Source organism: Streptomyces sp. BK340 (genome assembly GCF_007827595.1).
GTDB lineage: Bacteria > Actinomycetota > Actinomycetes > Streptomycetales > Streptomycetaceae > Streptomyces.
Genome location: NZ_VISR01000035.1, coordinates 21397 through 46703 on the forward strand (window position 1 = coordinate 21397; position 25307 = coordinate 46703).

Sequence of the window (25307 nt, forward strand, 5' to 3'; positions counted from 1 at the left end):
GGCTCTGGCCGCGTCAGCATGATGCCGGTGACCGTGACGCGCTACGCACTCTCTGCTGCGCGTGTACGCATCACGGTCACCGGCATACTGTGGCGCCGGAAAGGCGCGGCCCGCCTATCAGGCTCGGGTGAGTTCGGCGTGGCCGAACAGCAGCGCGTAGCCGGAGGGGAGCTGGCGCAGGATGCGGGTCAGCAGGTCGGGGCCGGCGTAGGCCGCGACGGCGGAGAAGACGGATCCGGTGTCCCAGCGGGTGGTGGCCAGGGAGGCGCCGGTGCGGGCGGCGAGGTCCTTGACGAAGGCCCAGCCGCCCAGCGGCTGAGTGCCGGGGATCTGGGCGGTGAGGATGCGCGCGGCTTCGACGGGGAGGCGGGCGGCCAGTTCGACGCGTTCGTCGCCGGTCAGCTGGCGTCCCAGTGCCGAAAGGACGAGGCGGACGGCTTCCCGGCCTTCTCCCGGGTGGGGCAGGCGCCGTCGTAGCGGACCTGTTCCAGCATCTGCTCATGCGCCCTGCCGTAGGGCTGCTGGAGCGGTGCGCTGCGGTCGGACATCACTGCGGTGGTTGCCTTTCTGTCACCAGGTCGTGGTGGCCGGTGTGCGGTCGCCGGGTCACCGGGGGCGGGTGGTCAGGTGTGCTGGGGGCTGCCGAAGAGGAGGTCGTAGCCTGCGGGGAGCTGGAGCAGGATCTGTTTGAGGAGGTCGTCGCCGGCGGCGTCGGCGACCGTGGACAGGACGGCGCTGACGTCCCAGGCCGCCGTCTGTTCGGTGGCCCCTTCGATCCAGGCCGCGGCCGCGCGCACGAACCGCTCCGGGGGCAGCGGCTCGGCGCTCTGCAGCGGGTTGAGAAGGATCAGGGCGAAGCCTTCCGGCAGACGCGCCGCCAGCTGAGCGCGTACCTCGCCGACCAGGTGTGAGCCCAGCAGGGCGAGCACCACGCGGGCCGCGCGTTCGGCTTCCTGCAGGGTGTCGTATTCGCCGCGTTCCTTCACATGCTGGAGAAACGCTTCCCGTCGCACTGTCACGTCGGCTGTCACCCCTTCCTCAGGCCCACGGGGCGCGGAGGACGGGCGAGGGGGGAGATCAGGTACCCGTCCTCCGCCGCTGTTCACCCCCCATAGGGGGGCGGCCGGTTCAGCCGGAGATCTCCTTGTGGCCGGATCCGACGCCGATGGTGATCTTGCGGGGCTTGGCGCGCTCGGCGATCGGGATGCGCAGGGTGAGCACGCCTGCGTCGTAGTCGGCCTGGATGTGCTCGGTGTCCAGCGTGTCGGCGAGCGTGATCTGGCGGGAGAAGACGCCCAGCGGCCGTTCCGACAGCTCCATCTGCACGTCGTCGGCCTTCGTCACGGGCCGACGCTCGGCCTTGACGGTCAGCATATTGCGTTCGACGTCGATGTCGATCGCGTCCGCGCTGACGCCGGGGATGTCAAAGGCCACCACGTACTGGTCGCCCTCGCGGTAGGCGTCCATCGGCATCGGCGACGGGCGGGACCAGGTGCCGGGGCCCGTCAGCTGCTGGGCCAGCCGGTCCAGCTCACGGAAGGGGTCAGTGCGCATCAACATCGGAAGACACCTCCAGGTAGTTCAGGCAGTTGCTGCCAATGCGCCTCACTGACACCGTTGTAACATGTCATCCAATGGATGACAAACATGGCGTCGTCCAAAGGATGACTATCTGAGGGAGGTGCCCATGACCCCGGCCGACCAGCCGGCATCGTCCAGCGCCGACGCTCCAAGCCCGGCGTCGTTCCTCGCCGCCGCGGCAGCCCTGCACGCCATGGAGGACGCCCTGCATGCCGCCCGGCACAAGGACCCCGGCACCGGCGAGAACCATGACATCGGCCCGGAGCAGGCCCTGGCCTCGCTCCTGCTGCTGCGGCAGGTACGCGAGCAGCTCGCCGGATGGGAAACCGGCCTGATCGAAACGGCCCGCCACGCGGGCGCCAGCTGGGCCGATCTCGCCCACCCCCTCGGCGTCGCCAGCCGCCAGGCCGCCGAACGCCGCTACCTGCGCGGCCGGCCCGGCCCGGCCGGAACCACCGGCGAACAACGCGTCCAGGCCACCCGCGAACGCCGCGCCGCCGAACGCACCACCGCCACCTGGGCCCGCCGCAACGCAGCCGACCTGCGCCGCATCGCCGGCCAGATCACCGCCCTCACCGACCTGCCCACCGCGGCCCGCCAACCGCTCAGCCAGCTCCACGCCGCCCTCGCCCAGGACGACCCCGCCGAGCTCATCCGCCCTCTCATTGACACCCGCCCCCACCTAGCCACCGCCCACCCCGACCTCGCAGTACAACTCGACGCCCTCACACCCCCTGACCTCATCCGTTGCCCAGAGGTGTGACGCAACGCATCCCCCTGGCAGACCCCCTGACCAGCGATCCACGCAAACCAGTTCAGAACATCACGCACCATCTGCACGTTCACGCGCTCCGGAGCGGCGCACGCCCAGCGGTATCCGCGTACACCGGCCGGTCGTGCGCCCCTGGCGGAACAATGTCTGCGGGCGACGCGAGAGACCTCAGACAGGTTCTCAGGCGGCCGGTGCCAGGTAGTACGGGCTGATCTCGCGTCGTTCGGCAGGCCGGGCCGTGCGGCGGGTCAGGCACCTCGGATCTCGGTCTCGTGCTGCGTGGTCTGCGCCTCGTTGACCATCTGGCGGGACGTCCGCGACCACTATGGCCGCGACCGCTGGACGTCGCAGGACATCTGTGGCCACCTCGGCCGCGACCTCGTCCTCGTCGGCCAGGCGGTGGATGGCATCGACCTTCTGCGCAGGTGTCTCGGCACGGTCCGGGAGCTGTCCGACGTGCTTCTTGGCCAGACCCGTCGTTCGCACCCGGGCGCGTCCGTCTGCTGAGCGACAGCCCCAAGCCGTCGGCATACATCTGCAAGGACACATCAACGCCGTCCCCCTGCACCTGCTGGCAGGGGCCAGCGTGTCATGCGGCGTCGGCGTTACCTCGAGGGCATCCTGTGGCCACGTGTGATCGCGGGGGCAGCCGACGTGTGGCCACGTGCGACCGCGGGGGCAGCCGACGAGAAGGAGTCATGCCGGTGTCGTCACAGGACGTTACGGTCGTGGCTCTTCTGGCGGATCCGGATGCGCCGACGGAGATCGCGCAGCGCATGGCCCGGATGCTCCCTGATCGGCTCGCCGACAGGTCAGGCCAGGGACGACGGTTCGACGTCGAGGTGGTCAGTGAGCCCTTCACCGCAGGGGCCGAGGACCCGCCCACCTTGATGCACCGGATCATGGACCGCGGAAGTGAGGGGGACTGGGACATCGTCGTGGCCCTCACCGACCTTCCGCTGCACTCACATGGGCGCAAGCTCGTACTGGATCTGAGTCACGAACACGGGTTGGCACTGCTGTCTCTTCCCCCGCTGGGGGGCTTCCGGCTGCAGACAAGGGCCCGGCAGGCCGTGGAAGAAGCCGTGCTCAGCTTGGCGGGCCCGCAGGCCACTGGGGCTGAGGGTCCTCCGGGACGTCAGCCGCTGCGGGGGCCCTTCATCGGTCGTCTCGCGCCTATCCATCCGGGCCAGATCGGTGAGGAGGAGATCGTCGATCTGCGGTACGTCGTCAGGGGGCCGCGCGGTTACCTGAGGGTGCTCCTCGGTATGGTCCGCGCCAACCGGCCGTGGCGCTTGGTGCCGGGCTTGTCGAAAGCCCTGGCGGCCGCACTCGCCACCGGAGCAGTCGCCACTGTGAACTCCACCATCTGGATCCTGGCCACCTCCCTGAGCACGCCACGCCTGGTGATCGCCACGGTCGGGTCCGTCGCTCTCATGATCGGCTGGCTGATCGTGGACGCGAACCTGTGGCATCGAACAGATGAGGTTTCCCCGGAGGCGAGGAAGAGGGCGACTCTCTACAACGCCTCGACAATCGTGACCGTGGGTATCGGGGTGATCGTCTGCTACGTGGGTTTGGTGGTCATCAACCTGGCATGGGCGCTGTTCATCCTCAACGACCGGCTGTTCGCTTCCACGACACGAACGCCGCTGCATGTCTCGGAGTACTGGACGTTGTCCTGGTTCGTCGCTTCGGTAGCCACGGTGGGTGGCGCGCTGGGATCGGGCCTGGAGAGCGACGAGGCGATCCGGGCAGCCGCCTACTCCAAGCGCGAACAGGAGCGTCGCAGCCTACTGCAGGACGACCACGGGGACTAGCGGGTGACCTCAGTCGGAGATCGGCCGTCCGCAAGGTCCAGGTCGGCGAGTACGTGGTCCTGCCCTTCAACATCGTCGCCGACATGGGCCCCTACCAGGGCGGCCAGGCGGAACTGCTGCGCGTGCCCTACGGCGACTTCAACGCGCTGCGCCTGGACGGCCGACCACCAGCCCGACCGGCTGCGCAGGGCGGAGGAGATCGGGGCCATCCCGATCAACACCGCCGAGCAGAACCCGGCGGAGGTCGCCAAGGAGGCCACCCTCGGTCTGGGCGCCGACAACGGCTGCGAACGCGTCGGCTACCAGGCACACGACCCCGAGGGACACGAGGACGCCGGCCTCACGCTCAACGGACTGATCGACTCGGTCAGGTTCACCGGCGACATCGGCGTGGTGGGCGTGTTCCTGCCCCAGGACCCCGGCGGCGCGGAGGCCCAGGGGGAGCTGGAAGCTCAGGGCAAGGTCCCGATCGACTTCGGCATGAGGTGGTTCGAGGTCCAGCGCATGAGGACCGGGCAGGCGCCGGTGAAGAAGTACAACCGGGCGCTGCGGCATCTGATCGCCGGCGGGAAGGCGAAGCCGAGTTTCGTCGTCTCCCACGAGCTCAGCCTGGACGAGGCCCCCACCGCCTACGAGCACTTCGATGCCCGTGACGAGGGCTGGACCAAGGTGGTCCTGCATCCGAACGGACACGGGAACGGCGTTTCGCTTGCTCTCCGGTCGGACCTGAACCAGGGGCGATCGCCCTCGTCCGGCCCGGTTGAACGGCTGGCGGACGCCTCCCCCGGGCCGGCTTGCCGGGCGCCTGCTCGACAGGACGGGTCTGAACCCGCTCCTGAAGTCGAAGCCATGGTTGCCGTCTTCGCCCATCCGCGAGGACTTCCGTCAAGGTCTGTAGTGGCGTCCGGCATGCCCGGTCGCGTCCGAGAAGTGGTGCAAGGGTTCGACCCGATCCGGGGTGTGCACCCGCCTGTCCGCGACGCACAGGAAGCGGCGGCGCGGCCGACGCGACCTGGCAGGGCGCTCCGGCTAGGCTCACATCCGTGACGTGGCTGCGTGCCTTCGGGGAGGTCGTGCGATCCGGGCTCACGATCGAGGAGACGCGGCTGGAGCCGCTGCTCGCGCTGCGCACGGCCGCCGGGGTGGCGATCGTCATCGGGCCGACGCTGTGGCTGGTCTCCCCTGCGTATGCCGCGTCCGCCGCCCTCGGCGCCTACTCCGCGGGTGGGGCCACCTTCCAGCGCACCTGGCGTCCACGCAAGGTGATCGCGCTCGGCGCGGGCGCGGGTCTGGCGCTCAGCACCTTCGTGGGCTACCTGGCGGCGGGGCGACTCGTGACGTTCCTGCCGCTGCTGGCCGTATGGGCCTTTGCCGCGGGAATGGCGTGGGCCGTCGGATCGACCGCCGGGATCGTCGCAGCGACGACGGTCGGCAGCATGCTGGTGACCATCACCCTGCCCGCAAGTGTCGGGCGAGCCCTGGAGCACGCCGGGGTCATCGCACTCGGGGGCGTGACGCAGGCCGTGCTGATCCTGCTGTTCCCGATCCGGCGTTGGGGAGCGCATCGTGACGCGCTCGCCGACGCCCTGGCCGCCGTGGCCGACTACGCCCGCCGGTTGCGGCACGACCCGACCGCCCCGTTCGACCCGGAGCCGTTGATGACGGCCCGGGACGCGGCTGCCGTGACGCCGTCACAGGCCCGCACCCGTCCCCCCGTCCTGCACGGCCCCCGGGGACTCGCCGAGCGCATTCGACCGGTGGTCGCGGCGCTCGCCGACCCGGACGTGGGCGCCCCCGCGGAGGGACCCGGGCGGGATCGCGCGCGGGAGTTGCTCGACGCGGCCGCCGACGTCCTGGATGCGGCCGCCCGTTCGATCCGACGCGGCACTCGCGCCGAGGTGCGGCCCGAGAGTACGGACGTCCTGTGCGTCGACGAGGAGCACGAGGTGCTGGAGGGCCCAGCGCGGCAAGCCGCCGAGCGGCTCGTGGAACTGCTCGGCGAGGCGTTGGAGATCGCCGGATGCGGCTGCGCGCCCGGGAGGACGCCCACGCCGCCCGGCTCCGCCGGCGCCGAGTTCCTGATGCGCCCGACAATGCTCCGGCTGGTCCCGTTCGTCGTCCAGGCGGTCCGCCGTGAGCTCCGCCGGGACTCGCCCGTGTTCCGGCACGCCGTCCGCCTGGCGGCGGTGGCCACGCTCGGCTATCTGATCGCCGCCCGGCTACCCCTGGGCCACGGCTACTGGGCGCCCATCGCCTCGGTGATGGTGATGCGGCCGGATTTCCACCAGACGTACGCGCGTGCGGTGGCCCGTCTCGCCGGGACTCTGGCGGGGGTCGCGCTCGCCACCGGGATGGTGCGGGCCCTGGGCCCGGACGCCCATGTGTTCGGCGCGCTGGCGGTGGTCTCGGCGGGCCTGTCGTACATGCTGATCCGTACCGGCTACGCCTACTCCCAGTGCTTCACTTCCGCGTACGTGGTCTTCCTGCTCGGCATGGGCGGCCAGGCGTGGGAGCAGACGGTCCCGGAGCGGGTGGTGCTCACCCTGCTCGGCGGGGTCCTGGCAATGCTGGCGTACGTGGTGTTCCCCGCATGGGAGACACCCCGGCTGCCGGGCAGGCTCGCGGACTGGCTCACCGCCAACGGCCGCTATGCGGCCGCGGTGCTCCGCAGCTACGCCGAACCGACCCAGGAGCATCGCGCCGACATGCGCAGGGCACTGCTGGCGAGCCGGGAGGCACGTGCCGCCTGGCAGGAGGCATACGACCGGGCAAGGCAGGAACCGGTCCGCCCCAGGGGTCTGACGTCGCGTGAGGCGCAGGAGGCGCAGGAGGCGCTCAAGAGGTTCGGCCGGGCGGCGATGCTCATGGAGAGCCACGTCCCACGGACCGACAGCCGTGTCGTCCCCGAGGCGGAGCGGTTCGCCGAGGCCCTGGAGGCGGACACCGCGCAGGCGGCGGTCGCCGTGCGCGAGCACAGAAATCCGGACTGGGGGCGCGTGGAGGAGGCGCTCCACGCGTGGGAGGACTCCGCCGGCAACGGGAGCCCGATCGTGCGGCGCGAGGCGGAACTGCAAAAACGGGCCTTGGAAGACCTCGCGACAGCCGTGAGCCGCACACCCCTGGAACGGGACGTCGGCTCTGCTCGCGAGGAGCAGCGGGTGCGGGCCGCCGTGGCGGCGGAAGGTGACGGATCAGGACCCGCGCACCGCGGTGGGTGACGAAGTCGGCCACGGGGAGCGCCTCGCCTCCTGGAGCGGCAAGCAGTCTCCCCGCCGCGTCGGGCGCCGCCACACGTCCGCCGCTGTCGCCATCACGAGGACTCGGCCGAGCCAGGTGCTGCGGCGGTGATGCCGTTTCGGCGGCGGGGCGAGCGGTGGTCGGCGGTGGTTCCTCCCTCGGCGGGAAGGACGGCGAGCCGCGTGCGACCGAGCCGTTCTTCAGTACGAGGGGCCGTCGGCGCGGGTGATGGTCGAGTTGTGGCAGCGGGCGGGTCGGCGTGCGCCGAGCAGCGGGACCGGGTTGCTTGGCTGCTCGTTGGACCGGTCGTGGGGAAGAGGAACTCCCGGCCGTGGATCGTCTACGGGAAGCGCCCGCACAGAACTCCTGCCACAAGTCGTGCACCCGCCAGCCCGACCACCGCCCGTCAAGGAGCCGCTTCGCGCCGCTGTGCCATCGGGCTGCGGTCCAGGTCCGCGGTCTGCCCGGCCCGAGTCGGCGCACCCGGATGCGGTTGATAGGCGTTGTCCAGCGTCAGGGTGAGCTCGGCGATGCGCCACCCACCGTCGGACCGGCGCAGGCAGAACTTGTGGACCCCGGTCGAGATCACCTGGATGCTCTCGCCGGTGTTCCTCGTCTGCACCAGATAGGCCCGCACCTCAGCGGTGACGGCGTCCGTGGGCGTGACCACGACATTGCCCAGGTGGTGCCGCACCCTTCCGGTCTGCGCCGTGTGCCCGTCATGGATGAAGTCGAGCACCGCCGCGCGTCCGGCGACCGGGCCGAGCACTCCCTGTCCGGGCATCGTGAAGGTCCAGGTGGTGTCTTCCGTCAGGACCGCTTCCAGCTCGGGCACATTCAGCTCGTCCAGGGCGTGGGCGTAGTGCGCCACCGCCTGCTGGAGTTCGGCGGTCACGAGACCACCGTCAGCACGATCTTGCCTTGGATGTGGCCCTGCGCGGCTCGCGCGTGTGCGCTGCCCGCCTCGGGCAGCGGGTAGGTGCTGTCCACCCCGACCTGCAGCTTGCCCTCGTCGAACAGGCGTCCGATCTCGGCGAGTTGGGGGCCGTTGGAACGCACCTGAATGTTCGAGACCGTGATGCCCAGGCGCGCCGTCTCTTCCGGGTCGTACTGGGCGAAGAACACCGGAAGCATGGTGCCGCCGCGCTTGAGCACGGTCAGGAAGCGTGAGCTGTCCGGGCCACCGACGGTGTCGATCACCAGGTCGACACCGCTGACCGCGTCCGCGGCCTGCGTCCTGGTGTAGTCGATGAACTCATCGGCGCCGAGCTTGCGCAGGAACTGCTCGTGCCGGCCCGAGGCCACTGCGATGACGTGTGCCCCCTTCCATTTCGCCAGCTGCACCGCGAAGTGCCCCACTCCACCGGCGGCCCCGTTGACCAGCACGGTCATCCCTGGTGTGATCGGCACCGGCTGGTGCACCTGGCCGGTGAAGACAGACGGCACGTCGTGGCCGAGATCAACCAGGTACTGCCAGGCCGTAAGCACGGCCATCGGCGCCCCAGCCGCCTGCACGTGGTCGATACCGGCCGGCTTGTGAGCCAGGTCCGAAGCCGGCGCGGCCACGTACTCGGCGTACGTCCGGCCGTCGAATCCGGGGAACCGCAGCATGCCGAAGACCTCGTCACCGACGGCGAACCCCAGCACGTCCGGAGCGACCGCCTGGACCACGCCCGACATGTCCGTTCCAGGGACCAGAGGGAACTCCAGGGCCGGCCTCATCTCGGCCGGCATGACCTTCATCCCTTCACGCAGGTACCAGTCCGGCGGGTTGATGCCCGCCGCGTGCACCCGGACGAGCACTTCGCCCGGGCCGATCTCGGGAACCGGCACCTCGTCATACTGCAGAACTTCCGGCCCGCCCGCTTCGTGGAACTGGATTGCCTTCATCGCGCCTGTCGCCTTCCTGGGGAAACGTTGCTCCTTCAGTCAAGGCCCAGGACGGCATGATCGTCCAAGACCGGTTCGGCAACCTGATCATTCCGAAACGGCATGACGCGTACGCTGCAAGGGTGAACGATCTCGGACAGGACCTGGAACTGAGGCTGGTGCGCTACTTCACCGTGGTGGCGGCGCACCAGCACTTCGGCCGGGCCGCCGCCGACTTGCACGTGGCCCAGCCGGCGCTGAGCCGCCAGATCCAACGGCTCGAAAAGTATCTCGGCACACGACTGCTGGACCGCGTACCCCAGGGCACCCGGCTCACTCCGGCAGGCCAGAGGTTCCTCCCCCGGGCCCAAGCCCTGCTTGAGGCCGCCCGCCAGGCCGAACTGGCCGTGCGTGAACAAGCCGAGATCGAACGAATCGCCATCGGCTACGTGGAAGACCTGGTGATCACTGCCGCCGTACGGGAACTGCGCCGCCGTTACCCGGACGCCGAGATCGCCACCCGGTATCTGAGCTGCCGCGACGTCGGGGCGCTGTCCGACAAGCGCGTCGACGCCCTGATCGCGCGGGCCCCGCTGCCGCTCGCCGCCAACGACGTCTTCACCACCCCTCTGTACGAGGAGCCCCGGATGCTCGTGGTCCCGCACGGCCATCCCCTGGCCGACCGCCCGTCGGTGACCGCGGAAGAACTGGACGGCGAGGAGGCGGCGCCGTGCCCGTTCGAGACCGCGGACTGGACTTCCTACCAGATCCTCGGGGCCGACGTGCCGCCGATCGACAGCTACGAGGACAAGCTCGAACTCGTCGCGAGTGGCAGGGCGATCGCCGTGCTACCGGTCGGCGATCGGCGTAGCTCACTGCGCCCCGACCTCGTCACCGTCCCGATCGAGGGCGCTCCTTCCAGCCAGGTCGTCCTGGTCAGCCGCAAGGGCGACCCGAATCCGATGATCAGGAATCTCCGGCTGGCGGCCAAGGCCGTCCTGACCGCCCCGGCAGCCTGACCGGGTGGCCAATCTCTCCTTGCCGCCAGCAGGCATCACGCAGGTCGGGGCCGCCCCCCATGCGTGGTGGCGGCCGACGGCAGCGCTGGAGAAGCAGGCGCCACTATCTACGCCGCGACTCGGCTCGATCCGTCCGGCATCAGTCCCCGCGAGAGCGGGCAAGGCAGGTTTCGCAGGATCCCCTCGGCCAGGCATGCCTGCGATCCGCCGCCGCGGGCGAGTGCGCCGGGGAGTGGACGCGGCCGGCGCGCCTCGCCTGGTTCTACGCCTGCATGCGTCAGGCGGCACTGCGCCATGACGGCGAACTGAGCCGCTGCGAGCACCACGAGAACGGCTGAATGCCGAGGCAGCCGCTGCTCGCGCCTCAAGCCGCAGCCCTCGAGCTCGGCTTCCAGCGGAGCCTTTTCCTGGTCAAGGCACGCTTTGGGCGACGTCGCCGACGCTGGTACCATACAGCGTATGGCGACTGCACGGAAGCCCCCTCGGGGCACGAGAAAGAGAGACGTACCGCTCACCAAGGACGGCATCTACGCCATGGCGTTGCAGCTCATCGACGCCGACGGGGTCGAGGCGCTCACCATGCGCAAACTCGCGACCGCGCTCGATGCAAACCCGATGTCGCTCTACCACCACGTGCCGAACAAGGACGCCGTGCTGCGCGGTGTGGCCCACCGGGTCGGTTCGCAGTTCAGCGCAGAGGAGCAGGGAGACGTCCCGTGGCAGGATCGGCTGCGTGAACTGGCGCGGGACTTCCGCGAACTGTCGCACCGTCACCCGAAACTGATGGGGTATTCCTTCACGCGTCCCGACTACGTGCAGCCGGAGGACCCCTTCTGGCAGGCACTGATCGACATCCTGGCCACCGCGAAACTACCCGAGGAGGAGATTCCGCGCGTCGCCGCGACCCTGGTGGGCGTGTTCACGGGTCTGCTGCTCGGCGAACTGAACGGGGCACTGCAGCGGTGGGCCACCCTGCCGCCGGCGCCGTCGGGCCCCGACGGGGAAGACGCGCCCCCGCCCTCCAAGGACGTGATCGACACCATGTTCAACTCCGCGCTGGACGCAGCGGTCGCCGGAGTGGAGAACCACGTCGCAGGAGTCCGCGAGGGGGCGTGACGGGAAAAGGGCGGGTACTGCGCAAAGCGGCCCTGGTGGGTACCGGCGGGACCATCGACTGGTACTGCTGCCCGTTCTTCGACTCCCCGAGCGTGTTCGCCGCCGTCCTGGACTCGGCGACACTGACGTGCTGATCACCCGGTTCTTCACCGAGGACGGGCTCAGGGAGATCCAGGTCTCCATGCCCGTGCTACACGCCAGGGAGTCCGACCGTCACCGGTTGATCCGGCGGATGATGTGCATTCGCGGGACGATCCGTTCCGTGCCCGGATGGCTCCCTGGCTTCGGCTACGGCGCCCAACCGCGCACCCTGCGGATACTGGGAGGACGCCGCGCCCTGTTCGCTTCCGCGCCGGAGGATGCGGACCGAGTTCACGCTGCCCCAGACACGTTGGCCAGTTCCGGCCCGCACACCGCACCCACCATCTCGGCGCAACGGCACAGCTTGAGGATGCCGTCCGTCATCAGCAGCATGTCTGAGCCTGTGGCCCTCACTGATCTCTCGGGTCGAAACCGGACGCCACGTCCGAGACGGAATTTTCCGGGGACTCTCCTTCGCAGCGTGCGGCCGACGGGCGGAGTTGACGCGGGATGCGCGCGGAGGGGAGCAGGGAGTTCTGCGGGGGCTGGTCGTCCGGCCCACCGGCGCGATCGACTGCGAGCCGGCCTTCCATGCCGCTGATGATCGTGTCCAGGACCAGGCGGAACATCCGGTCCTCGCCAGAGTCCTCATTCATCGGCCCGTGCTCACCGGAGGCGGGGGTGGTGGGCTGGAGGTTCGACCACCGGTGGAGCGCGCCGTTGAGCTCGGCGATCATCACGCCACTGACAACGGCACACACGAGCGCGGCGAGCTGCGCGATCTCCAACTCCGGCACCCCTGCGGCATCCAGTACGGCGGTGAGCTCGACCCAGAAGGGATCTTCGGGCTGGATGAAGTCCGGCTGGCTGAACGAGTAGGCCATGAGGTTGGGATGCCGGTGTGCCAGGGTCCGGAAGTCCGTGGCAAGCAGGCGCATGCGCTCCTGCCAGGGAGAGTCCTCCAGTGTCACGGTGCGGAACCGGGTGCCGACCATTCTCGCCACACCGCGCAGCAAAGCTTCCTTGTTCGGCACGTGGTGGTACAGCGACATCGGGTTCGCGTCCAGCACGGCGGCGAGTTTGCGCATCGTGAGCGCCTCGACCCCGTCGGCGTCGATGAGCCGCAGGGCGGAGGTGCAGATCCCTGCCTCGGTCAGAGGCACATCCCTCTTCCGAGTACCTCTAGGGGTACGCTTCGCTCTTTCCATACGGTGTATGATACCTGGCCGTACGGCGTACGGAAATGTGACGTACAAAGCAGAGCAGCGGTGCGGGCGAGCGGTCCGACTGACGGAGACGATCGTCCACTCCCCCTTCCCGCCCGAGGCGGTTCTGCATGCCTGGCCTGCCGAACATCTGAATTCTCGAGGGGTACTTACCTCATGGCTCTCCCGGACCTGGACGATCTCATTGCGGAAGTCGACCACAGATGCGACACCGCACACCGCCCCGATGGACAAAAACAGCCCGACTGGCTAGCCCTCCTCGCGGTCGCCACCCAAGTCGCGGGGGAACTACAGCGGCTGTCAGACGCCTTGGTCGAGGAGTACGTCGAGCACTGTCGAAGGCACGGCTCCTCATGGACGGACATCGGCGCGGCCCTGGGGGTGACCCGACAGGCGGCCCAGCAACGATTCCAAGTCCCGCACAAGCGCTACGGCCCCGAGACCATGACCGACGACCTCCAGCAAGCGATGGTCCACGTCAAGCATGCGGTGGTACAGCACCACAACAACTACATCGGCACCGAGCACCTGCTCTGGGGACTGACCGTGCAGGACAATAGCGCCACCCGGCTCCTGCAGGCCGCCGGTGTCTCGCCGGAGACGGTCCACCGGTCGGTCGGAACCCAGCTGAGCCTGGGCACCTCCCAGGCAGCAGAGCGAATCGCATGGACGCCCTACTCACGCAAGGCCATCGCCATTGCAGAGGCCCGATCCGAGCACAACGAATCCGACCACATCGACTGTGACGACCTGCTCATCGGACTTGCTCAGGTCGGCCGCGGAGTCGCCGCCAACGTACTGACCGCGGCCGGATTCGCCCCGGCCGCCCTCGACTCCACGGCTGCGAAAACCCACTCATCACGGCGCGGGTGACCACAAACTATGGGGCGGGGACAGCTGCTCCGGCTGGTCGCCGACCTCACGGTTGGCGACCGCTCCTTCACCCATATTCGTGCACTGATCGTGCAGTGCTGCGGCTCGCCGTCCCGGCCACGTCCATGACCAGCTCCTAGCGCAGGAGCCTGGCGCCGACACGAACGTCCGGACCGAGCTGCTCGGGATCGTGTTCACGCCTACGGCTCCGTTCCGGCGTTGCCCTAGTCGTCCGAAGAGCTCTGCTTAGACCGTGTCCTACGTGGTGAGGCGGACGAGTCGCTTGTAGCAGCAGAGGGCTGCGGCGAGGCCGAGAAAGGCCAGGTAGTTACGGGGATCGCGCTCGAAGCGGGGGCCGAGTCTGCGGTAGCCGGACAGCCATGACATCGTTCTCTCGATCACCCATCTGCGACGGCCCAACCGTTCGCTGGACTCGATGCCTTTGCGGGCGATCCGGACTCCAATGCGCTTGCCGCGTAACCATTTACGCAGGTCCGGGCGGTCGTAGGCTTTGTCGGCGTGGAGGCGCTGGGGCTTGAAGCCGGCCGCGGTGGGGGTCGTGTCTCGTTTGGTGACCCAGCACCATGGGCTTCAGTCCCTGGCTGTCGTGGGTGTTGCCGGCCGAGATGCCGACGACCAGGGGCAGTCCGTTCGCGTCCGACAGGATGTGCATCTTGGAACCCGCCTGCCTCGGTCCACGGGGCTCGGACCTGTGTGTTCGCCCCCCCTTTTCTTGCCCTGACGTGGGCGGTGTCGAGGACGACGCGGGTGACATCGATCAGGCCGGCGTCGTCGAGTCGGTGCAGCACGGCCTCGTGCAAGCGGCCCCAGACGCCGGCTCTCGACCAGACAGGGGACGGCGGTGAGCGGTCGACTTCGATATGCCGAAGCACGGCGGCAGAGCCCGCCAGGCGCAACCACTGACCAGCACGTAGATGATCGCCGCGAACAGCGTCTCATCATGTGCAGCGCGAGGAGCACCTGCCGGAGGTCGCCGGGTCCGACCAGGTGGTGCGGCGCGCCGCCGAGGCGGGTCACAAGCGGCTGCTGTCCACGCGGTTCGGCACCGTGGAGGTGGAGCGAATCGCCTACCGCGCGAAGGGGGCTTCGAATCTGCACCCGGCCGACGCCGAACTGGACCTGCCGGTCGGGCGGCACTCGCACGAGCTCAAAAAGCTCGCCGCGATCGAGGCGGCGCGCGGCTCGTTCGAGGCAGCGGCCACCGCGATCGAACGCGCCACCGGCACACACGAAGGACCGCATCGGCGTCACCGACTTCTGGGTGATGGGCCCGCGCCGCAGCCGCCATCCGTCGGCGGTCTCGAACCGCCGCTCCAGCTCCGCCCCGATCTCGTCGTCGTCCCGTGCCCCGGCTTCGGTGCCGTCCGGCACCTGGAGGTAGAGGCGGGACACGGACGGCGACCGCATGGACAGCAGGGCGAATCCGCGGTCGTGCCGGGCGTAGACCAGCTCGTCGTGCGACGGCGGTACGTCGGCGAGGACGCCGAGCCACCCGAACGGGTTACGTCCGCTCGAACTCACGGGAGAGGGAGGCCGGCACCGCCTTGCGGGCCACGCCCCAGAAGCCGTCGCATCCGACCACGTAGTCGCACTCCAGTACGCCTTCGTCCCCCTCGCAGCGGAAACGCACGCGCGGCCGTTCGCTCTCCGCGCCCTCGACCGCGAGCGCCTCCGCCTCGAACAGCAGCGGACCGCCCTCCTTCAGCTGCAGGGCGATGAGGTCCTTGCACACCTCGGTCTGCGCGTACACCATCACGGAGGGTCACCTCGGAAGGTGGACACCGGTTCGCGGTGTTGTGCGGCGAATGTCATGGTCGCCGGTGCTGACCTTGGGAAGACCGGGCAGCCCCGCGATCGCACTGTACGTGAACAAGGTCAGCGGGCCTTCTGAAAGGTCCGCCGGTACGCCTGCGGGGACACCCCGATCGCCGCCTGCAGGTGCTGCCGCAGGGAGGCGCCGGTCGCGAAGCCGACCTCGGCGGCGATCCGGTCCACCGGCAGGTCGCTGGACTCCAGCAGGTGCCGGGCGCGGGCGAGGCGCTGTTGGATCAGCCAGCGGCCGGGGCTGAGGCCCACCTCGTCGTTGAAGCGGCGGGCGAAGGTGCGCAGGCTCATCCGGGCGTGCCCGGCGAGGTCGGAGAGGGTGAGGGGCTCATCGAGGCGCTCCAGGGCCCAGGCGCGGGTGGCGGCGGTGCTCGCGGCGCCGCTGACGGGCACCGGCTGCTGGATGTACTGCGCCTGGCCTCCGTCGCGGAACGGAGGCACAACACAGCGGCGGGCGACGGTGTTCGCCAGGTCGCTGCCGTGGTCGGTGCGGACGATGTGCAGGCAGATGTCGACGCCGGAGGCGGCTCCGGCCGAGGTGAGGATGCGGCCGTCGTCGACGAACAGGACGTCCGGGTCGAGCTCGACCTTTGGGTACCGGCACCGGAACTCGTCGGCCGCCTGCCAGTGAGTGGTGGCCTTGCGGCCGTCGAGGAGCCCGGCCTCGGCGAGGATGAAGGCGGCGGTGCAGATGGAGACGATGCGCGCGTCCGGGCGGATGCGGGCCAGGGCGGCCGTGACCTCGTCGGGCAGCCGCGGCGGGATGTAGTCGGGCGGCATGGAGGTGACCACCACCGTGTCCGCCGTGTCGAGGATCTCCGGGCCGTGCGCGACGCCGATCGTGAAGTCGGCGTTGGTGCGCACCGGCCGGCCGTCGACGGTGCAGGTCAGCACCTCGTAGCGGCCGTCGGCGGCGCCGAGGATGCGGCTGGGGATGCCCAGCTCGAAGGGGTAGACGCCGTCGAGCGCCAGGACGGCCACGCGCTCCGGTTCCCGCTTGCCACTCATGGCACGATCCTATCGAGTGTTGGCAATCATGCCGTTTCCGGGCCGGGCGGACCTTGGCAGGCTGGGTGACCATGAACGATGCGAACACGATGCGAGCCATCAGCCAGGACGTCCTCGGCGGTCCCGAGGTCCTGAGGGAAGTGCGGGTCGGGCGGCCCGCGCCGCGCCCGAACGAGGTGCTGGTCCGGGTGCGGGCCGCCGGGGTCAACCCCACCGACTGGAAGCACCGGGCCACCGGCGGTTTCCTGGGCGAGCCGCCGTTCGTCCTGGGCTGGGACCTCTCCGGCGAGGTCGCCGAGACCGGGATCGGCGTGGCCGCCTTCAAGCCCGGCGACGAGGTCTTCGGCATGCTGCCCTACCCGTTCGGCCACGGCTCGCACGCCGAGTACGTCACCGTCCCGGCGCGCGCCCTGACGCACAAGCCGGCCTCGATCGACCACGTCCAGGCGGGCGCGCTGCCGCTGGTCTCGCTGACCGCGTGGCAGGCGCTGACGGAGTACGCCGATGTGCGGCCCGGGCAGCGGGTGCTGGTCCATGCGGCGGCCGGCGGGTTGGGGCACGTCGCCGTGCAGATCGCCAAGGCGCGCGGCGCGTACGTGATCGGTACGGCGAGCGCGGGCAAGCACGACTTCCTGCGGGAGATCGGCGTGGACGAGCCGATCGACTACCGGTCCACCGACGTGACGGAGGCCGTCCGGGACGTCGACGTCGTCCTGGACACGCTCGGCGGTGAGACGTCGGTGCGGTCGCTGCGGGTGCTGCGGCCCGGCGGGATCGTGGTGTCGGTCCTGCCGGTCGGCCCGCCGGAGTTCTACGAGGAGGCCGAGCGGCTGGGCGTGCGGGCGGTGCGGATGCTGGTGGAAGCCGACCGGGCCGGGATGGAGGCGGTCGCGGAGCTGGTGGAGTCGGGGAAGCTGAAGGCGACGATCGCGGGGACCTTCCCGCTGGCCGATGCCGCCAAGGCGCACGATCTGGGCGATACCAGCCGGACGACGGGCAAGCTGGTGCTGCTGGTCGACTGACCGGGGCTCAGAAGGTGAGTCTGGGTCGCCACTTCACGTGGTGGCGACCCGGTCGGCCTCGCTCTTTCGTGGCGCTATGTCCTTCATGTCCCGCGGCACGACGAGTGACGGCGCCAGCCGGCCTCTTCAGCAGGTCAGGCGCCGTCTCCACGAAGGAAACAGAGCCGCACCCATCGACGTTGAAGGTGATGGGGCCATGCAGAGCGGGCAGCCGTTGACTGTGCACACCACGGCCGTGTTGCTGGCCTTCGGGGCTGATCCGGAGCTCGCAGATCCAGACGGCCGTACCCCCATGGACATGGCCAATCACTTCGGCCACGACCTGGCCGCAAAACCTTGGCGGTGTCGGGCTGCAGGTGGCGCAACGGGCTCATCGACCCGACCGAACTCGCTACCGAGGTGCACCCCGAGGCGGAGCGAGCAAGCCCGGTACGTCCCCGGTGTACCCGCACCCAGCGTGATGCCGTTCAACACACTCGCCGTCGGCGAGGCTGTGACCCACTTCCTTCTCGCATCCGCCGGCCTGCACGAGAACGACGACGATCTCGGATCAGTCATCCACCGCCCTCGAACTCGCGAACGACATCTCCAAGATCCTCGCCAGAACGACCGCTGCCGCTGGTGTACGTCCACGGGGAACCTCGGATGCGGCGCCAACGGAGAACTCGCGGCCCGGCAGGCGGCAATGGCCGACTCCATCGGTACCGTCCCCGCCTGCCTGCCGCCCACGATGCCGATCGTCCATGGGTCCACCTACGTGTTACGGCTCATCAGCAGCTGTGACCCGGATTTCAGTTGGTCAGTTGAGCGACGCCCGGCAGGGTTGCGGCATGACACGCGACGACCTCGCCGAGATGCTCGCCGACCAGACGCCGGCCTGCCGACCCGCACGCAGCACCGTGTGCGTTTCAGGTGACGGATGCTCGGCGATGGCTGGGCCCGCTGGTCAGTCGATGCCTTCGATGATGCGGAAGTCGCGCTCGACGCTGCCGGGGAGGGCCACCAGCGCCTTCTGGTATGCCTCGCTCTCGTATGCCGCGACGGCCTGTTCAAAGCTGTCGAACTCGACCAGAACGACGCGTTGCGTGATTCCGGCCTCGTGAGCGACGACTCGACCGCCACGGGACAGGGTGCGCCCGCCCCCAGCCTGGACAGCCTGACGGGCCAGCTTGTTGTAGGGAGTCAGCCTCTCAGGGTCGGAAATGGCGGGGTAGACACTGACCCAGTAGCCCTTAGCCATGGAAACCTCCTGTATTCGGCCGGACACGTCTGACTTCGAATTGACACTCAGATCGATCGATCCCGGCATACGCAGGTTAGGGCTTGACGTGGGGTCGGGGGAAAGACCGGTACGGGATAGGCTCAGAACGGATCGTTATCAATCGGCAGGGAGGGCACGTGGCGCCGGATACGGTGAGCCTGCGGTACTTCCTGGTGCTGGCGCAGGAGTTGAACTTCACCCGCGCGGCCGCACGGATCGGTATCGCACAGCCCGCACTCAGCGCCCGGATGCGCCGACTGGAGGCGGAACTCGGCACGGCCCTGCTGGTCCGCAACACGCGTAACGTCGAACTGACCACGGCCGGTGCGGCTTTGGCGGAGTCCGCGCCGCCCGCGCTGGCGGCGCTGGACCGGGCGTGGGACACCGCCCGGAGTGCAGGGGCCGGTGAACTGGGCACGCTGCGCATCGGATACAGCCTCAGCGCCGGGGCCGAGACGGCACCGGCCCTGGTGGACAGGCTGATTCGCGGCAACAGCGGACTCGAGGTCGGCGCGGTCCCGATGGCGACACCGGAGATCTCCCCCGCGGTCGCCGACGGCCGCATCGATGCCGGGATCACCCGTGGTGAACAGCCGGGCCGTGGCGTGCGCCGGTTCCTGCTGCGGCGTGCGCGCATCGGGGTCCAGCTGGCGCAGCACCATCCGCTGGCCGAACGCCCGGAGATCGAGATCGCCGACGCGGCCGCGTATCCGCTGCGACTCCCGGACCGTGCGGCCAACCCCGTGATCCACGATCAGCTGTCCGCCCTGTTCCGAGACACCCGCCCACACCCCCGATTCCACACGCTCGCAGTCTCTTTCGACATGTCTCAGCGCGACCTGCGCGACGGGGTCACCCTCGCCCCGGCCGGAGAAGCGGCGGCCACGGCACAACCGGCCGGCCTCACCTGGCGACCGCTACGGGGCGCGCCCAGCCTGACGTTCCACCTGGTCCTCCCACGCGAGCAGTCGCCACTGCACCGCCGCATCCGTGCCGTCGCCCAAACCCTGGCGCACGAGCTGCACTGGCTGCCGGACTGACGCGCCATAGGTCAAGCGAGACGGACGTCTGTGGTGGCGAGGCCGAAGACCTTGCGCCTGGCGGACTTCGCGGTGATGACGACGGCGGTCTGGCTGAAGCGCTCACGAGGTTGATGATCGCGCTGGACGACAGATGTCGCGCTGACACGACAGTTGGCCTGCCGAGTCACACCGGTCTCGATCCCAGCCAATTCCAGTGCCAACCATCCCTCTTTTGTGCCAACCAAGAATCCTCGTCACACAGCGTCACCGCCGGACCCGGGGCATCCCCAGTCCGATCCACGAGATGATCTCCCGCTGGATCTCGTTGTTGCCGCCGCCGAAGGTGAAGATGACGGCGGAGCGGTAGCCGCGCTCCAGTTCGCCGTGCAGGACCGCGCCCGCCGAGCCCTCCTTCAGCGGGCCCGCGGCGCCGACGACCTCCATGAGCCAGGCGTAGGCGTCCCGGCGGGCCTCGGAGCCGTAGACCTTGACGGCGGAGGCGTCCTGCGGGGTGAGGGTGCCTTCGTGAACGGCCGTCACCATCTGCCAGTTGAGGAGCTTCATGGCGTCGAGCCGGGTGTGGGTCCGGGCGAGCAGACGGCGCACCCAGGGCAGGTCGACGACCCGGCGGCCGTCGGCCAGCTTGGTCTCCATCGCCCAGCGCTGCACGTCGTGCAGGGCGCGGATCGCCATGGTGCCGTGGGCGGCGAGGGTGACGCGTTCGTGGTTGAGCTGGTTGGTGATCAGCCGCCAGCCCTGGTTCTCCTCGCCGACCCGGCGCGAGACGGGGACGCGGATGTTCTCGTAGTAGCTGGCCGTGGTGTCGTGCGAGGCGAGGGTGTTGATGACGGTGCAGGAGTAGCCCGGGTCGGAGGTCGGCACCAGGAGCATGGTGATGCCCTTGTGCGGTGGCGCCCCGGGGTCGGTGCGCACGGCCAGCCACACCCAGTCCGCGGTGTCGCCGTTGGTGGTCCAGATCTTCTGCCCGTTGACGACGTACTCGTCGCCGTCGCGTACGGCCCGTGTCCTGAGGGACGCGAGGTCGGTACCGGCCTCGGGCTCGCTGTAGCCGATGGCGAAGTCGATCTCGCCGGAGAGGACGCGGGGCAGGAAGTACGCCTTCTGCTCGTCGGTGCCGAACTGCATGATGGTCGGGCCGACGGTGTTCAGCGCCATCAGCGGCAGCGGTACGCCGGCCTGCGCGGCCTCGTCGAAGAAGATGAACTGCTCCATCGCGCTCATCCCGCGCCCGCCGTACTCCTCGGGCCAGCCCACGCCGAGCCAGCCGTCCGTGCCGAGCCGGCGGATGGTCTCGCGGTAGAACCGCTTCTGCGCGGCCGGATCCGCGTACCGGGCGTAGGCATGGTCGGGCACCAGCTCGGCGAAGTAGGTGCGCAGCTCGCTGCGCAGTCGCTGCTGCTCGGGCGTGTGGTCGAGGTGCACGGCGCCTCCAGGGTCCCCAAGGGCGGTCCTGACGGCGCACACCGTAGAACGTGTTTCAGAAATAGGGAATGGCGCGCCGGGGCTCAGTTCAGGGCCGCGATGAAGCCGGTGCACGCCTCGGCGCAGGCCCGGCACACCCCCGCGGTCGATTCGGCACCGGGTTGCCCGGCGAAGGCATCCGCGCAGTCGAGGCAGACCGAGCGGCACCACTCCAGCTGGATCCTGACCCCTTCCTCGTCCCGGCGGTCCTGCTCGGACAGCATCCGGCAGGTGGAGTCGCACACCTCGGCGCACATGATGCCCAGCCGGCGCGCGCGGTCCTGGCGCGGCGAACCGACCGGATCCAGGAGGCCCGCACGCACCGCACACGCCCGGGCGCACTCCGTGCACGCCTGGGCACACTCGAAGCGGTCCTCCAGGAACCTGTAGAGCTGCTGCGGAGAAGTCGGCGATGTCACACCGGGCGGGTAGCCGGGCGGGAGCGTCGCAAACACGTACACCGCGAAGTGGTGCTGCCGTCCCGCCGAGGCCGCTGCGCCGGACCACCAGGGCCGCTCCTCCGGGACAAGTGACGCCGCGGCCGGGCCGGTTCGCCGTCCGTGGAGCCGCGGTCACTCAAGGTGTCCGGTTCGTCCCGTTCCGGGTGGGGTATTCATGTCCTATGAGTACCGCACAGATGCAGCTGGCTGCGGCAAGCGGTCTGATGAGCCTCGTGCTCTTCCTGGTGGCCGTGGGCCTCCTGGCATTCCTCGCCGGCGGCTACTGGATGACGTCCCGCGTCAAGTACCGGGAGTCCCCGCGACCGCGCCCCGAGGAGCAGCCGCACCTGCCACCCGAGGGCCCGGTGCACGAGGTCCGGCAGAACAGGGAGTCCCAGGAGGTTCCCGAGACCCCCAAGGGCGGTCGTCCGCTCACCCCGTACGAGCTGACCAACATGGACACCAGGCCCAGCGCCTCGAAGGAGCGCCCGCGCTGGAGCAAGGGGTCGAGCGGCTCGTTCGGCGGCGGCGGACTGGGTGCCCACTGAATCCGACCCGACGCCGACACCGAACCCCACGCCCGACACCGGCACCACCCGCACGACAGCGAGCGAACGACCCGCACTGGCCCGCGCCGGGCCGCCGTACGCCGCTAGGAGACCTTCCTGGCGGCGTCCAGGCGGCCGACGCGGGCCATGTTCTGCACGTCCTCCGGGTCCTGGCTCGGCTCGGCCGTGAACCAGGCGTCGAGGATCTCCGTCAGCAGCGGTGCGGAGGTGAGCCGCAGGCTGAGCGCCAGGACGTTGGCGTCGTTCCAGCGGCGGGCGCCCTCGGCCGTGCCGGCGTCCGTGCACAGGGCCGCGCGGACACCCGGCACCTTGTTCGCGGCGATGGAGGCGCCGGTGCCGGTCCAGCAGCACACGACCGCCTGATCGGACGTGCCCTCGGCGACGTCACGGGCGGCGGCCTCGGAGCAGACCGCCCACTGCGGATCGGCACCGGACCGCAGCGCACCGTGCTCACGCACCTCGTGGCCGCGCCGGCGCAGCTCCTCCACCAGGAGGCGGGCGACGGGTTCGTCCATGTCGGAGGAGACGGAGATCATCATGCGCGGTTCCATCCTCCCGGGTAGGGGAGCCTCGAAGGCCCGGTGACGTCCGTTGCGGACACCGGTCTCGTCGGCTCTCGGCAAGGACGACCCTATCCAACGCCGATGTCGGGCCGGACCGTCAGGAGTCCTCGATGGTGCTGAAGGGGTCCCACTGGAAGTACCCCTTCAGCTGCCGGTGCCGGTCGAGGATCTGGAAGTAGAAGTGGTACACGACCTTGCCGACGCTCTTCACCGCGGTGCGCCAGCAGTGGTCCTGGTACCTCTGCGTCACGAAATCCGGACTGCCCTCGCTGCCCTCCCGTGGCAGCGGACAGACGCCGTCGCGGAGTTGTCCCGTGGAGTGTCGGTCATAGCCTCCGATCGTAGATATGCAAAAACGGTTTCGCGGTTCACCCTGAAGACAAAGTCCTGAAATCACCGAAAGGAATGGGTGACGCAATTTCCATTTGCCGGAATTCCTGGCGAGAAGGCGGAAGATCCCTGGAGGACGGGAGGGAAGTCGGATGCAACCGAAACAACAATTTGCCCGCGGAATGTGAAGCCCTCGGGCGCGGATCCGGCCACCATGCACCTGACCGCCGCCACGCCACCACAGTGCCACACTTCCCGAATCGTATCGAATTCACGTTCGACGAGCGTACGTCCGCCGACCGGGGCACTACCCGCCCCTGGGGAACAGGCCCGTGTCCCGATTATCCGGATTTACCGACAGAGATCACGTTCAGCTCGGTGAATTCACCTGGTATTACGCTGTCGTGAGTCATTCCTTCTGAAAGCGCTTGCGGCGACGGCAAGGCCGTGCCCATCCCTTGGTTGACGGGTGAAGATTGTGCATTAGGGTGAATGCGTTCCTGCTGATCGCCGCCGAACTGCAGGACGCCCCAGGGAGTTCCGCCCTGCCCGTTCCCAAGCCGAACGGCGGACCCTTTCTGGGTGCTGGGTGGGCATCCGGCACAGCGGAACGCCGTGCCGGCCATCGGCCTGTCCCCGGCAGCCGCGACCGGATGCGCAGCGGTCGCGGAGGTCCCCGCTCCCGACTGATCTGACACTGAATTTCCCTCATGGTGAAGACGATTCAATCCGAAACGGGAGGCGCCCGGTGATATTCTCCCGTGCGTCACGAGGACGCCGTGACGCAGCGGATGCCACGGCGCAGTCACCGGAATCAGCAGCGCCTCCCTCCACTCCCTCACCCTCGGCGCCGAGTCCGCTGCCGGACCTCGTGCCGCTGACCGCGGAGGAGATCGCCCTGATGCGCGCGAGCGTGGCGCTGGTCGGCCCACAAGCAGCGGACATGACGGTGTATTTCTACGCCATTCTGTTCGCGCGCCACCCCGAGGTGCGCGAGCTCTTCCCGGACAACCTGGACGTCCAGCGCGACCGGTTGCTGCGCGGCCTGCTGCAGATCGTCGACCTCGTCGACGACCCGGAGAACCTGATCCGGTTCTGCGGCCGGCTCGGTCGCGACCACCGCAAGTTCGGGGCGCTGGACGGCCACTACCCCGCGGTGGGCGAGTGCCTGCTCGCAGCCCTGGCCCGCTACGCCGGCCCGGCGTGGAACCCGGAGCTCGCCGCCGCATGGACGCACGGATACGGCGTCGTCGCGCAGGTGATGATGCACGCCGCGGGGGAGGACGCACGCACGGCGCCCGCGGTGTGGGAGGCGGAGATCGTCCACCACCTGCACCGCGGGCACGGCATCGCGGAAATCACCGTGCGGCCCGACGCGCCCTATCCGTACACGGCAGGCCAGTACGCGAGCGTGGAGACGCCCTGGCACCCCAAGGCGTGGCGCTACTACTCGCCCGCGCACGCGCCGCGAGCGGACAACACCGTGACCTTCCACGTGCGTGCCGTCGCCCAGGGCCAGGTCAGCCAGGGCCTGGTCTACAGTGCCAAGCCCGGGGACAAGGTGCGGCTCGGACCCACTCAGGGCGACATGACGCTCGACCCGCGGACCGACCGGGATCTGGTGTGCGTGGCCGGCGGGACCGGCATGGCGCCCATCAAGGCCCTGGTCGAGGACGCGGCCCGCACCGGGAGAGAGCGCTACGTCGACGTCTTCCTCGGCGCGCGGACCGCCGAGGAGCTCTACGGCCTGGACGACATGCTCAGGATGTCCCAGCGGCACCACTGGCTCTCGGTGCGGGCAGCGGTGTCGCACGAGCGTATTGCGGGGCTGGAGGGCACTCTGCCGCGGGTGCTGAACGAGTTCGGGCCGTGGTACCGGCACGAGGCGTTTCTCTCCGGGCCGGTGGACATGGTCACGCAGGCCAGCGCCACCCTGGCCCGGCAGGGTATCCCGCAGGAGCGGATCCATTTCGACCCCTTCGACGTGCCCGCGCTCGAGGCCGCGTTGCTGCCCAGGCAGTTGCGGGAACCGCCCGAGAACTGAGCGTCCGGCCCGATCCGGCCGACCCGGCCCCGGCCGTACGGCCACTCACTTGCCGCACCCGCCCGCCGGACCCGGCTTCGCCCCGTCCGCTCCCGGCCGAGCGGCCGCCGGACCACCTCCGGCGCGC

23 protein-coding genes and 6 pseudogenes are annotated in these 25307 nt (G+C 69.6%); 13 read left to right on the top strand and 16 right to left on the bottom strand.

All coding sequences use genetic code 11. The features are described from left to right. Nucleotides 1–117 precede the first annotated feature (117 nt). From FB157_RS40715 to FB157_RS40725, 3 genes and pseudogenes are all read right to left on the bottom strand, one after another. Nucleotides 118–551, bottom strand: a pseudogene (locus tag FB157_RS40715) (DUF2267 domain-containing protein). 72 nt (nucleotides 552–623) lie between these two features. Next, nucleotides 624–1019 (bottom strand): DUF2267 domain-containing protein, encoded by a 396-nt coding sequence (locus FB157_RS40720; protein ID WP_145885936.1) that lies wholly within the window; start codon nucleotides 1017–1019, stop codon nucleotides 624–626. Between the two features lie 109 nt (nucleotides 1020–1128). Beyond that, complete coding sequence (locus FB157_RS40725) at nucleotides 1129–1560, bottom strand: Hsp20/alpha crystallin family protein (protein WP_145885937.1); 432 nt, start codon at nucleotides 1558–1560, stop codon at nucleotides 1129–1131. Nucleotides 1561–1687: 127 nt separating this feature from the next. Here FB157_RS40725 and FB157_RS40730 point away from each other — a divergent pair, with 127 nt between their 5' ends. After that, complete coding sequence (locus FB157_RS40730) at nucleotides 1688–2344, top strand: type III effector protein (protein ID WP_145885938.1); 657 nt, start codon at nucleotides 1688–1690, stop codon at nucleotides 2342–2344. 189 nt (nucleotides 2345–2533) lie between these two features. Here the strand turns inward: FB157_RS40730 and FB157_RS48095 are convergent, their stop codons facing one another. Then, complete coding sequence (locus FB157_RS48095) at nucleotides 2534–2902, bottom strand: DUF6192 family protein (protein WP_222441014.1); 369 nt, start codon at nucleotides 2900–2902, stop codon at nucleotides 2534–2536. A gap of 149 nt (nucleotides 2903–3051) precedes the next feature. Here FB157_RS48095 and FB157_RS40740 point away from each other — a divergent pair, with 149 nt between their 5' ends. From FB157_RS40740 to FB157_RS40750, 3 genes and pseudogenes are all read left to right on the top strand, one after another. After that, on the top strand, nucleotides 3052–4173 hold the full coding sequence (locus FB157_RS40740) for a hypothetical protein (RefSeq protein ID WP_186581909.1): 1122 nt from the start codon (nucleotides 3052–3054) through the stop codon (nucleotides 4171–4173). A 20-nt stretch (nucleotides 4174–4193) separates the two neighbouring features. Beyond that, nucleotides 4194–4875: pseudogene (locus FB157_RS40745) on the top strand (aldehyde dehydrogenase); the annotation flags it as partial. A 341-nt stretch (nucleotides 4876–5216) separates the two neighbouring features. Beyond that, nucleotides 5217–7391 carry an FUSC family protein gene (locus tag FB157_RS40750; RefSeq protein WP_145885940.1) on the top strand — a complete coding sequence of 725 codons (2175 nt, stop codon included), beginning with the start codon at nucleotides 5217–5219 and terminating at the stop codon, nucleotides 7389–7391. A 425-nt stretch (nucleotides 7392–7816) separates the two neighbouring features. On the opposite strand, the gene FB157_RS40755 is transcribed toward FB157_RS40750, so the two are convergent. Together FB157_RS40755 and FB157_RS40760 are read right to left on the bottom strand one after the other, a co-directional pair. Further along, nucleotides 7817–8305 (bottom strand): nuclear transport factor 2 family protein, encoded by a 489-nt coding sequence (locus FB157_RS40755; RefSeq protein ID WP_261386858.1) that lies wholly within the window; start codon nucleotides 8303–8305, stop codon nucleotides 7817–7819. After that, entirely contained in the window at nucleotides 8302–9300 is a 999-nt protein-coding gene (locus FB157_RS40760; RefSeq protein WP_145885941.1) for an NADP-dependent oxidoreductase, read from the bottom strand. Before FB157_RS40760 ends, FB157_RS40755 begins: the two co-directional genes overlap by 4 nt. Before the next feature lie 122 nt (nucleotides 9301–9422). On the opposite strand from FB157_RS40760, the gene FB157_RS40765 reads away from it, so the two are divergent. The 3 genes and pseudogenes from FB157_RS40765 to FB157_RS48975 form a co-directional block, all read left to right on the top strand. Next, nucleotides 9423–10298: a LysR family transcriptional regulator gene (locus FB157_RS40765; RefSeq protein ID WP_145885942.1), complete on the top strand. Its 876-nt coding sequence runs from the start codon at nucleotides 9423–9425 to the stop codon at nucleotides 10296–10298. 459 nt (nucleotides 10299–10757) lie between these two features. After that, on the top strand, nucleotides 10758–11414 hold the full coding sequence (locus FB157_RS40770; protein ID WP_145885943.1) for a TetR/AcrR family transcriptional regulator: 657 nt from the start codon (nucleotides 10758–10760) through the stop codon (nucleotides 11412–11414). Further along, nucleotides 11411–11742 (top strand): annotated as a pseudogene (locus FB157_RS48975) (glycoside hydrolase family 15 protein); the annotation flags it as partial. The gene FB157_RS40770 and the pseudogene FB157_RS48975, both read left to right, overlap by 4 nt. Nucleotides 11743–11905: 163 nt before the next feature. On the opposite strand, the gene FB157_RS40775 reads toward FB157_RS48975, so the two are convergent. Beyond that, nucleotides 11906–12703, bottom strand: coding sequence for a TetR/AcrR family transcriptional regulator (locus FB157_RS40775; protein WP_145885944.1), 798 nt, complete (start codon nucleotides 12701–12703; stop codon nucleotides 11906–11908). Nucleotides 12704–12877: 174 nt separating this feature from the next. Between FB157_RS40775 and FB157_RS40780 the strand changes: the two genes are divergently transcribed. Continuing rightward, on the top strand, nucleotides 12878–13594 hold the full coding sequence (locus tag FB157_RS40780) for a Clp protease N-terminal domain-containing protein (RefSeq protein ID WP_261386859.1): 717 nt from the start codon (nucleotides 12878–12880) through the stop codon (nucleotides 13592–13594). A gap of 258 nt (nucleotides 13595–13852) precedes the next feature. On the opposite strand, the pseudogene FB157_RS40785 reads toward FB157_RS40780, so the two are convergent. The 3 genes and pseudogenes from FB157_RS40785 to FB157_RS40795 all read right to left on the bottom strand — a co-directional run. Then, a pseudogene (locus tag FB157_RS40785) lies at nucleotides 13853–14558 on the bottom strand (IS5 family transposase); the annotation flags it as partial. Nucleotides 14559–14842: 284 nt separating this feature from the next. Continuing rightward, nucleotides 14843–15374, bottom strand: a pseudogene (locus FB157_RS40790) (FAD-dependent monooxygenase); the annotation flags it as partial. A gap of 116 nt (nucleotides 15375–15490) precedes the next feature. Beyond that, nucleotides 15491–16447, bottom strand: coding sequence for a GlxA family transcriptional regulator (locus FB157_RS40795; protein WP_145885945.1), 957 nt, complete (start codon nucleotides 16445–16447; stop codon nucleotides 15491–15493). 71 nt (nucleotides 16448–16518) lie between these two features. Between FB157_RS40795 and FB157_RS40800 the strand changes: the two genes are divergently transcribed. Both FB157_RS40800 and FB157_RS48980 read left to right on the top strand, forming a co-directional pair. After that, complete coding sequence (locus tag FB157_RS40800; RefSeq protein ID WP_186581911.1) at nucleotides 16519–17469, top strand: NADP-dependent oxidoreductase; 951 nt, start codon at nucleotides 16519–16521, stop codon at nucleotides 17467–17469. A gap of 172 nt (nucleotides 17470–17641) precedes the next feature. After that, nucleotides 17642–17803: pseudogene (locus tag FB157_RS48980) on the top strand (ankyrin repeat domain-containing protein); the annotation flags it as partial. A gap of 612 nt (nucleotides 17804–18415) precedes the next feature. Here FB157_RS48980 and FB157_RS40810 read toward each other — a convergent pair. After that, nucleotides 18416–18709, bottom strand: a complete 294-nt coding sequence (locus FB157_RS40810; RefSeq protein WP_145885947.1) for a DUF1330 domain-containing protein — start codon at nucleotides 18707–18709, stop codon at nucleotides 18416–18418. A gap of 158 nt (nucleotides 18710–18867) precedes the next feature. Here FB157_RS40810 and FB157_RS40815 point away from each other — a divergent pair, with 158 nt between their 5' ends. After that, on the top strand, nucleotides 18868–19770 hold the full coding sequence (locus tag FB157_RS40815) for a LysR family transcriptional regulator (RefSeq protein ID WP_145885948.1): 903 nt from the start codon (nucleotides 18868–18870) through the stop codon (nucleotides 19768–19770). Nucleotides 19771–19781: 11 nt separating this feature from the next. On the opposite strand, the gene FB157_RS40820 is transcribed toward FB157_RS40815, so the two are convergent. From FB157_RS40820 to FB157_RS40830, 3 genes are all read right to left on the bottom strand, one after another. Further along, nucleotides 19782–19973: a hypothetical protein gene (locus tag FB157_RS40820; protein WP_145885949.1), complete on the bottom strand. Its 192-nt coding sequence runs from the start codon at nucleotides 19971–19973 to the stop codon at nucleotides 19782–19784. Between the two features lie 43 nt (nucleotides 19974–20016). After that, nucleotides 20017–21195, bottom strand: a complete 1179-nt coding sequence (locus tag FB157_RS40825; protein ID WP_145885950.1) for an acyl-CoA dehydrogenase family protein — start codon at nucleotides 21193–21195, stop codon at nucleotides 20017–20019. An 83-nt stretch (nucleotides 21196–21278) separates the two neighbouring features. Then, complete coding sequence (locus FB157_RS40830; protein ID WP_145886027.1) at nucleotides 21279–21653, bottom strand: ferredoxin; 375 nt, start codon at nucleotides 21651–21653, stop codon at nucleotides 21279–21281. A gap of 203 nt (nucleotides 21654–21856) precedes the next feature. On the opposite strand from FB157_RS40830, the gene FB157_RS40835 reads away from it, so the two are divergent. Then, nucleotides 21857–22222: a DUF6479 family protein gene (locus FB157_RS40835; protein WP_261386860.1), complete on the top strand. Its 366-nt coding sequence runs from the start codon at nucleotides 21857–21859 to the stop codon at nucleotides 22220–22222. A gap of 104 nt (nucleotides 22223–22326) precedes the next feature. On the opposite strand, the gene FB157_RS40840 is transcribed toward FB157_RS40835, so the two are convergent. Both FB157_RS40840 and FB157_RS48985 read right to left on the bottom strand, forming a co-directional pair. Continuing rightward, nucleotides 22327–22782: an RpiB/LacA/LacB family sugar-phosphate isomerase gene (locus FB157_RS40840; protein ID WP_145885951.1), complete on the bottom strand. Its 456-nt coding sequence runs from the start codon at nucleotides 22780–22782 to the stop codon at nucleotides 22327–22329. A gap of 121 nt (nucleotides 22783–22903) precedes the next feature. Next, a complete protein-coding gene (locus FB157_RS48985) occupies nucleotides 22904–23056 on the bottom strand; it encodes an inclusion body family protein (protein ID WP_261386861.1) in 153 nt (50 codons plus the stop codon). Between the two features lie 951 nt (nucleotides 23057–24007). On the opposite strand from FB157_RS48985, the gene FB157_RS40850 reads away from it, so the two are divergent. After that, on the top strand, nucleotides 24008–25180 hold the full coding sequence (locus FB157_RS40850) for a globin domain-containing protein (RefSeq protein WP_261386862.1): 1173 nt from the start codon (nucleotides 24008–24010) through the stop codon (nucleotides 25178–25180). Nucleotides 25181–25307 lie beyond the last annotated feature (127 nt).

Coding starts and splice junctions, on each gene's coding strand:
- FB157_RS40725 (WP_145885937.1), bottom strand. CDS start 1,560: ATGTTGATGCGCACTGACCCCTTCCGTGAGCTGGACCGGCTGGCCCAG.
- FB157_RS40730 (WP_145885938.1), top strand. CDS start 1,688: ATGACCCCGGCCGACCAGCCGGCATCGTCCAGCGCCGACGCTCCAAGC.
- FB157_RS48095 (WP_222441014.1), bottom strand. CDS start 2,902: ATGTGTCCTTGCAGATGTATGCCGACGGCTTGGGGCTGTCGCTCAGCA.
- FB157_RS40740 (WP_186581909.1), top strand. CDS start 3,052: ATGCCGGTGTCGTCACAGGACGTTACGGTCGTGGCTCTTCTGGCGGAT.
- FB157_RS40760 (WP_145885941.1), bottom strand. CDS start 9,300: ATGAAGGCAATCCAGTTCCACGAAGCGGGCGGGCCGGAAGTTCTGCAG.
- FB157_RS40770 (WP_145885943.1), top strand. CDS start 10,758: ATGGCGACTGCACGGAAGCCCCCTCGGGGCACGAGAAAGAGAGACGTA.
- FB157_RS40775 (WP_145885944.1), bottom strand. CDS start 12,703: ATGGAAAGAGCGAAGCGTACCCCTAGAGGTACTCGGAAGAGGGATGTG.
- FB157_RS40780 (WP_261386859.1), top strand. CDS start 12,878: ATGGCTCTCCCGGACCTGGACGATCTCATTGCGGAAGTCGACCACAGA.
- FB157_RS40795 (WP_145885945.1), bottom strand. CDS start 16,447: ATGAGTGGCAAGCGGGAACCGGAGCGCGTGGCCGTCCTGGCGCTCGAC.
- FB157_RS40800 (WP_186581911.1), top strand. CDS start 16,519: ATGAACGATGCGAACACGATGCGAGCCATCAGCCAGGACGTCCTCGGC.
- FB157_RS40810 (WP_145885947.1), bottom strand. CDS start 18,709: ATGGCTAAGGGCTACTGGGTCAGTGTCTACCCCGCCATTTCCGACCCT.
- FB157_RS40835 (WP_261386860.1), top strand. CDS start 21,857: ATGAGTACCGCACAGATGCAGCTGGCTGCGGCAAGCGGTCTGATGAGC.
- FB157_RS40840 (WP_145885951.1), bottom strand. CDS start 22,782: ATGATGATCTCCGTCTCCTCCGACATGGACGAACCCGTCGCCCGCCTC.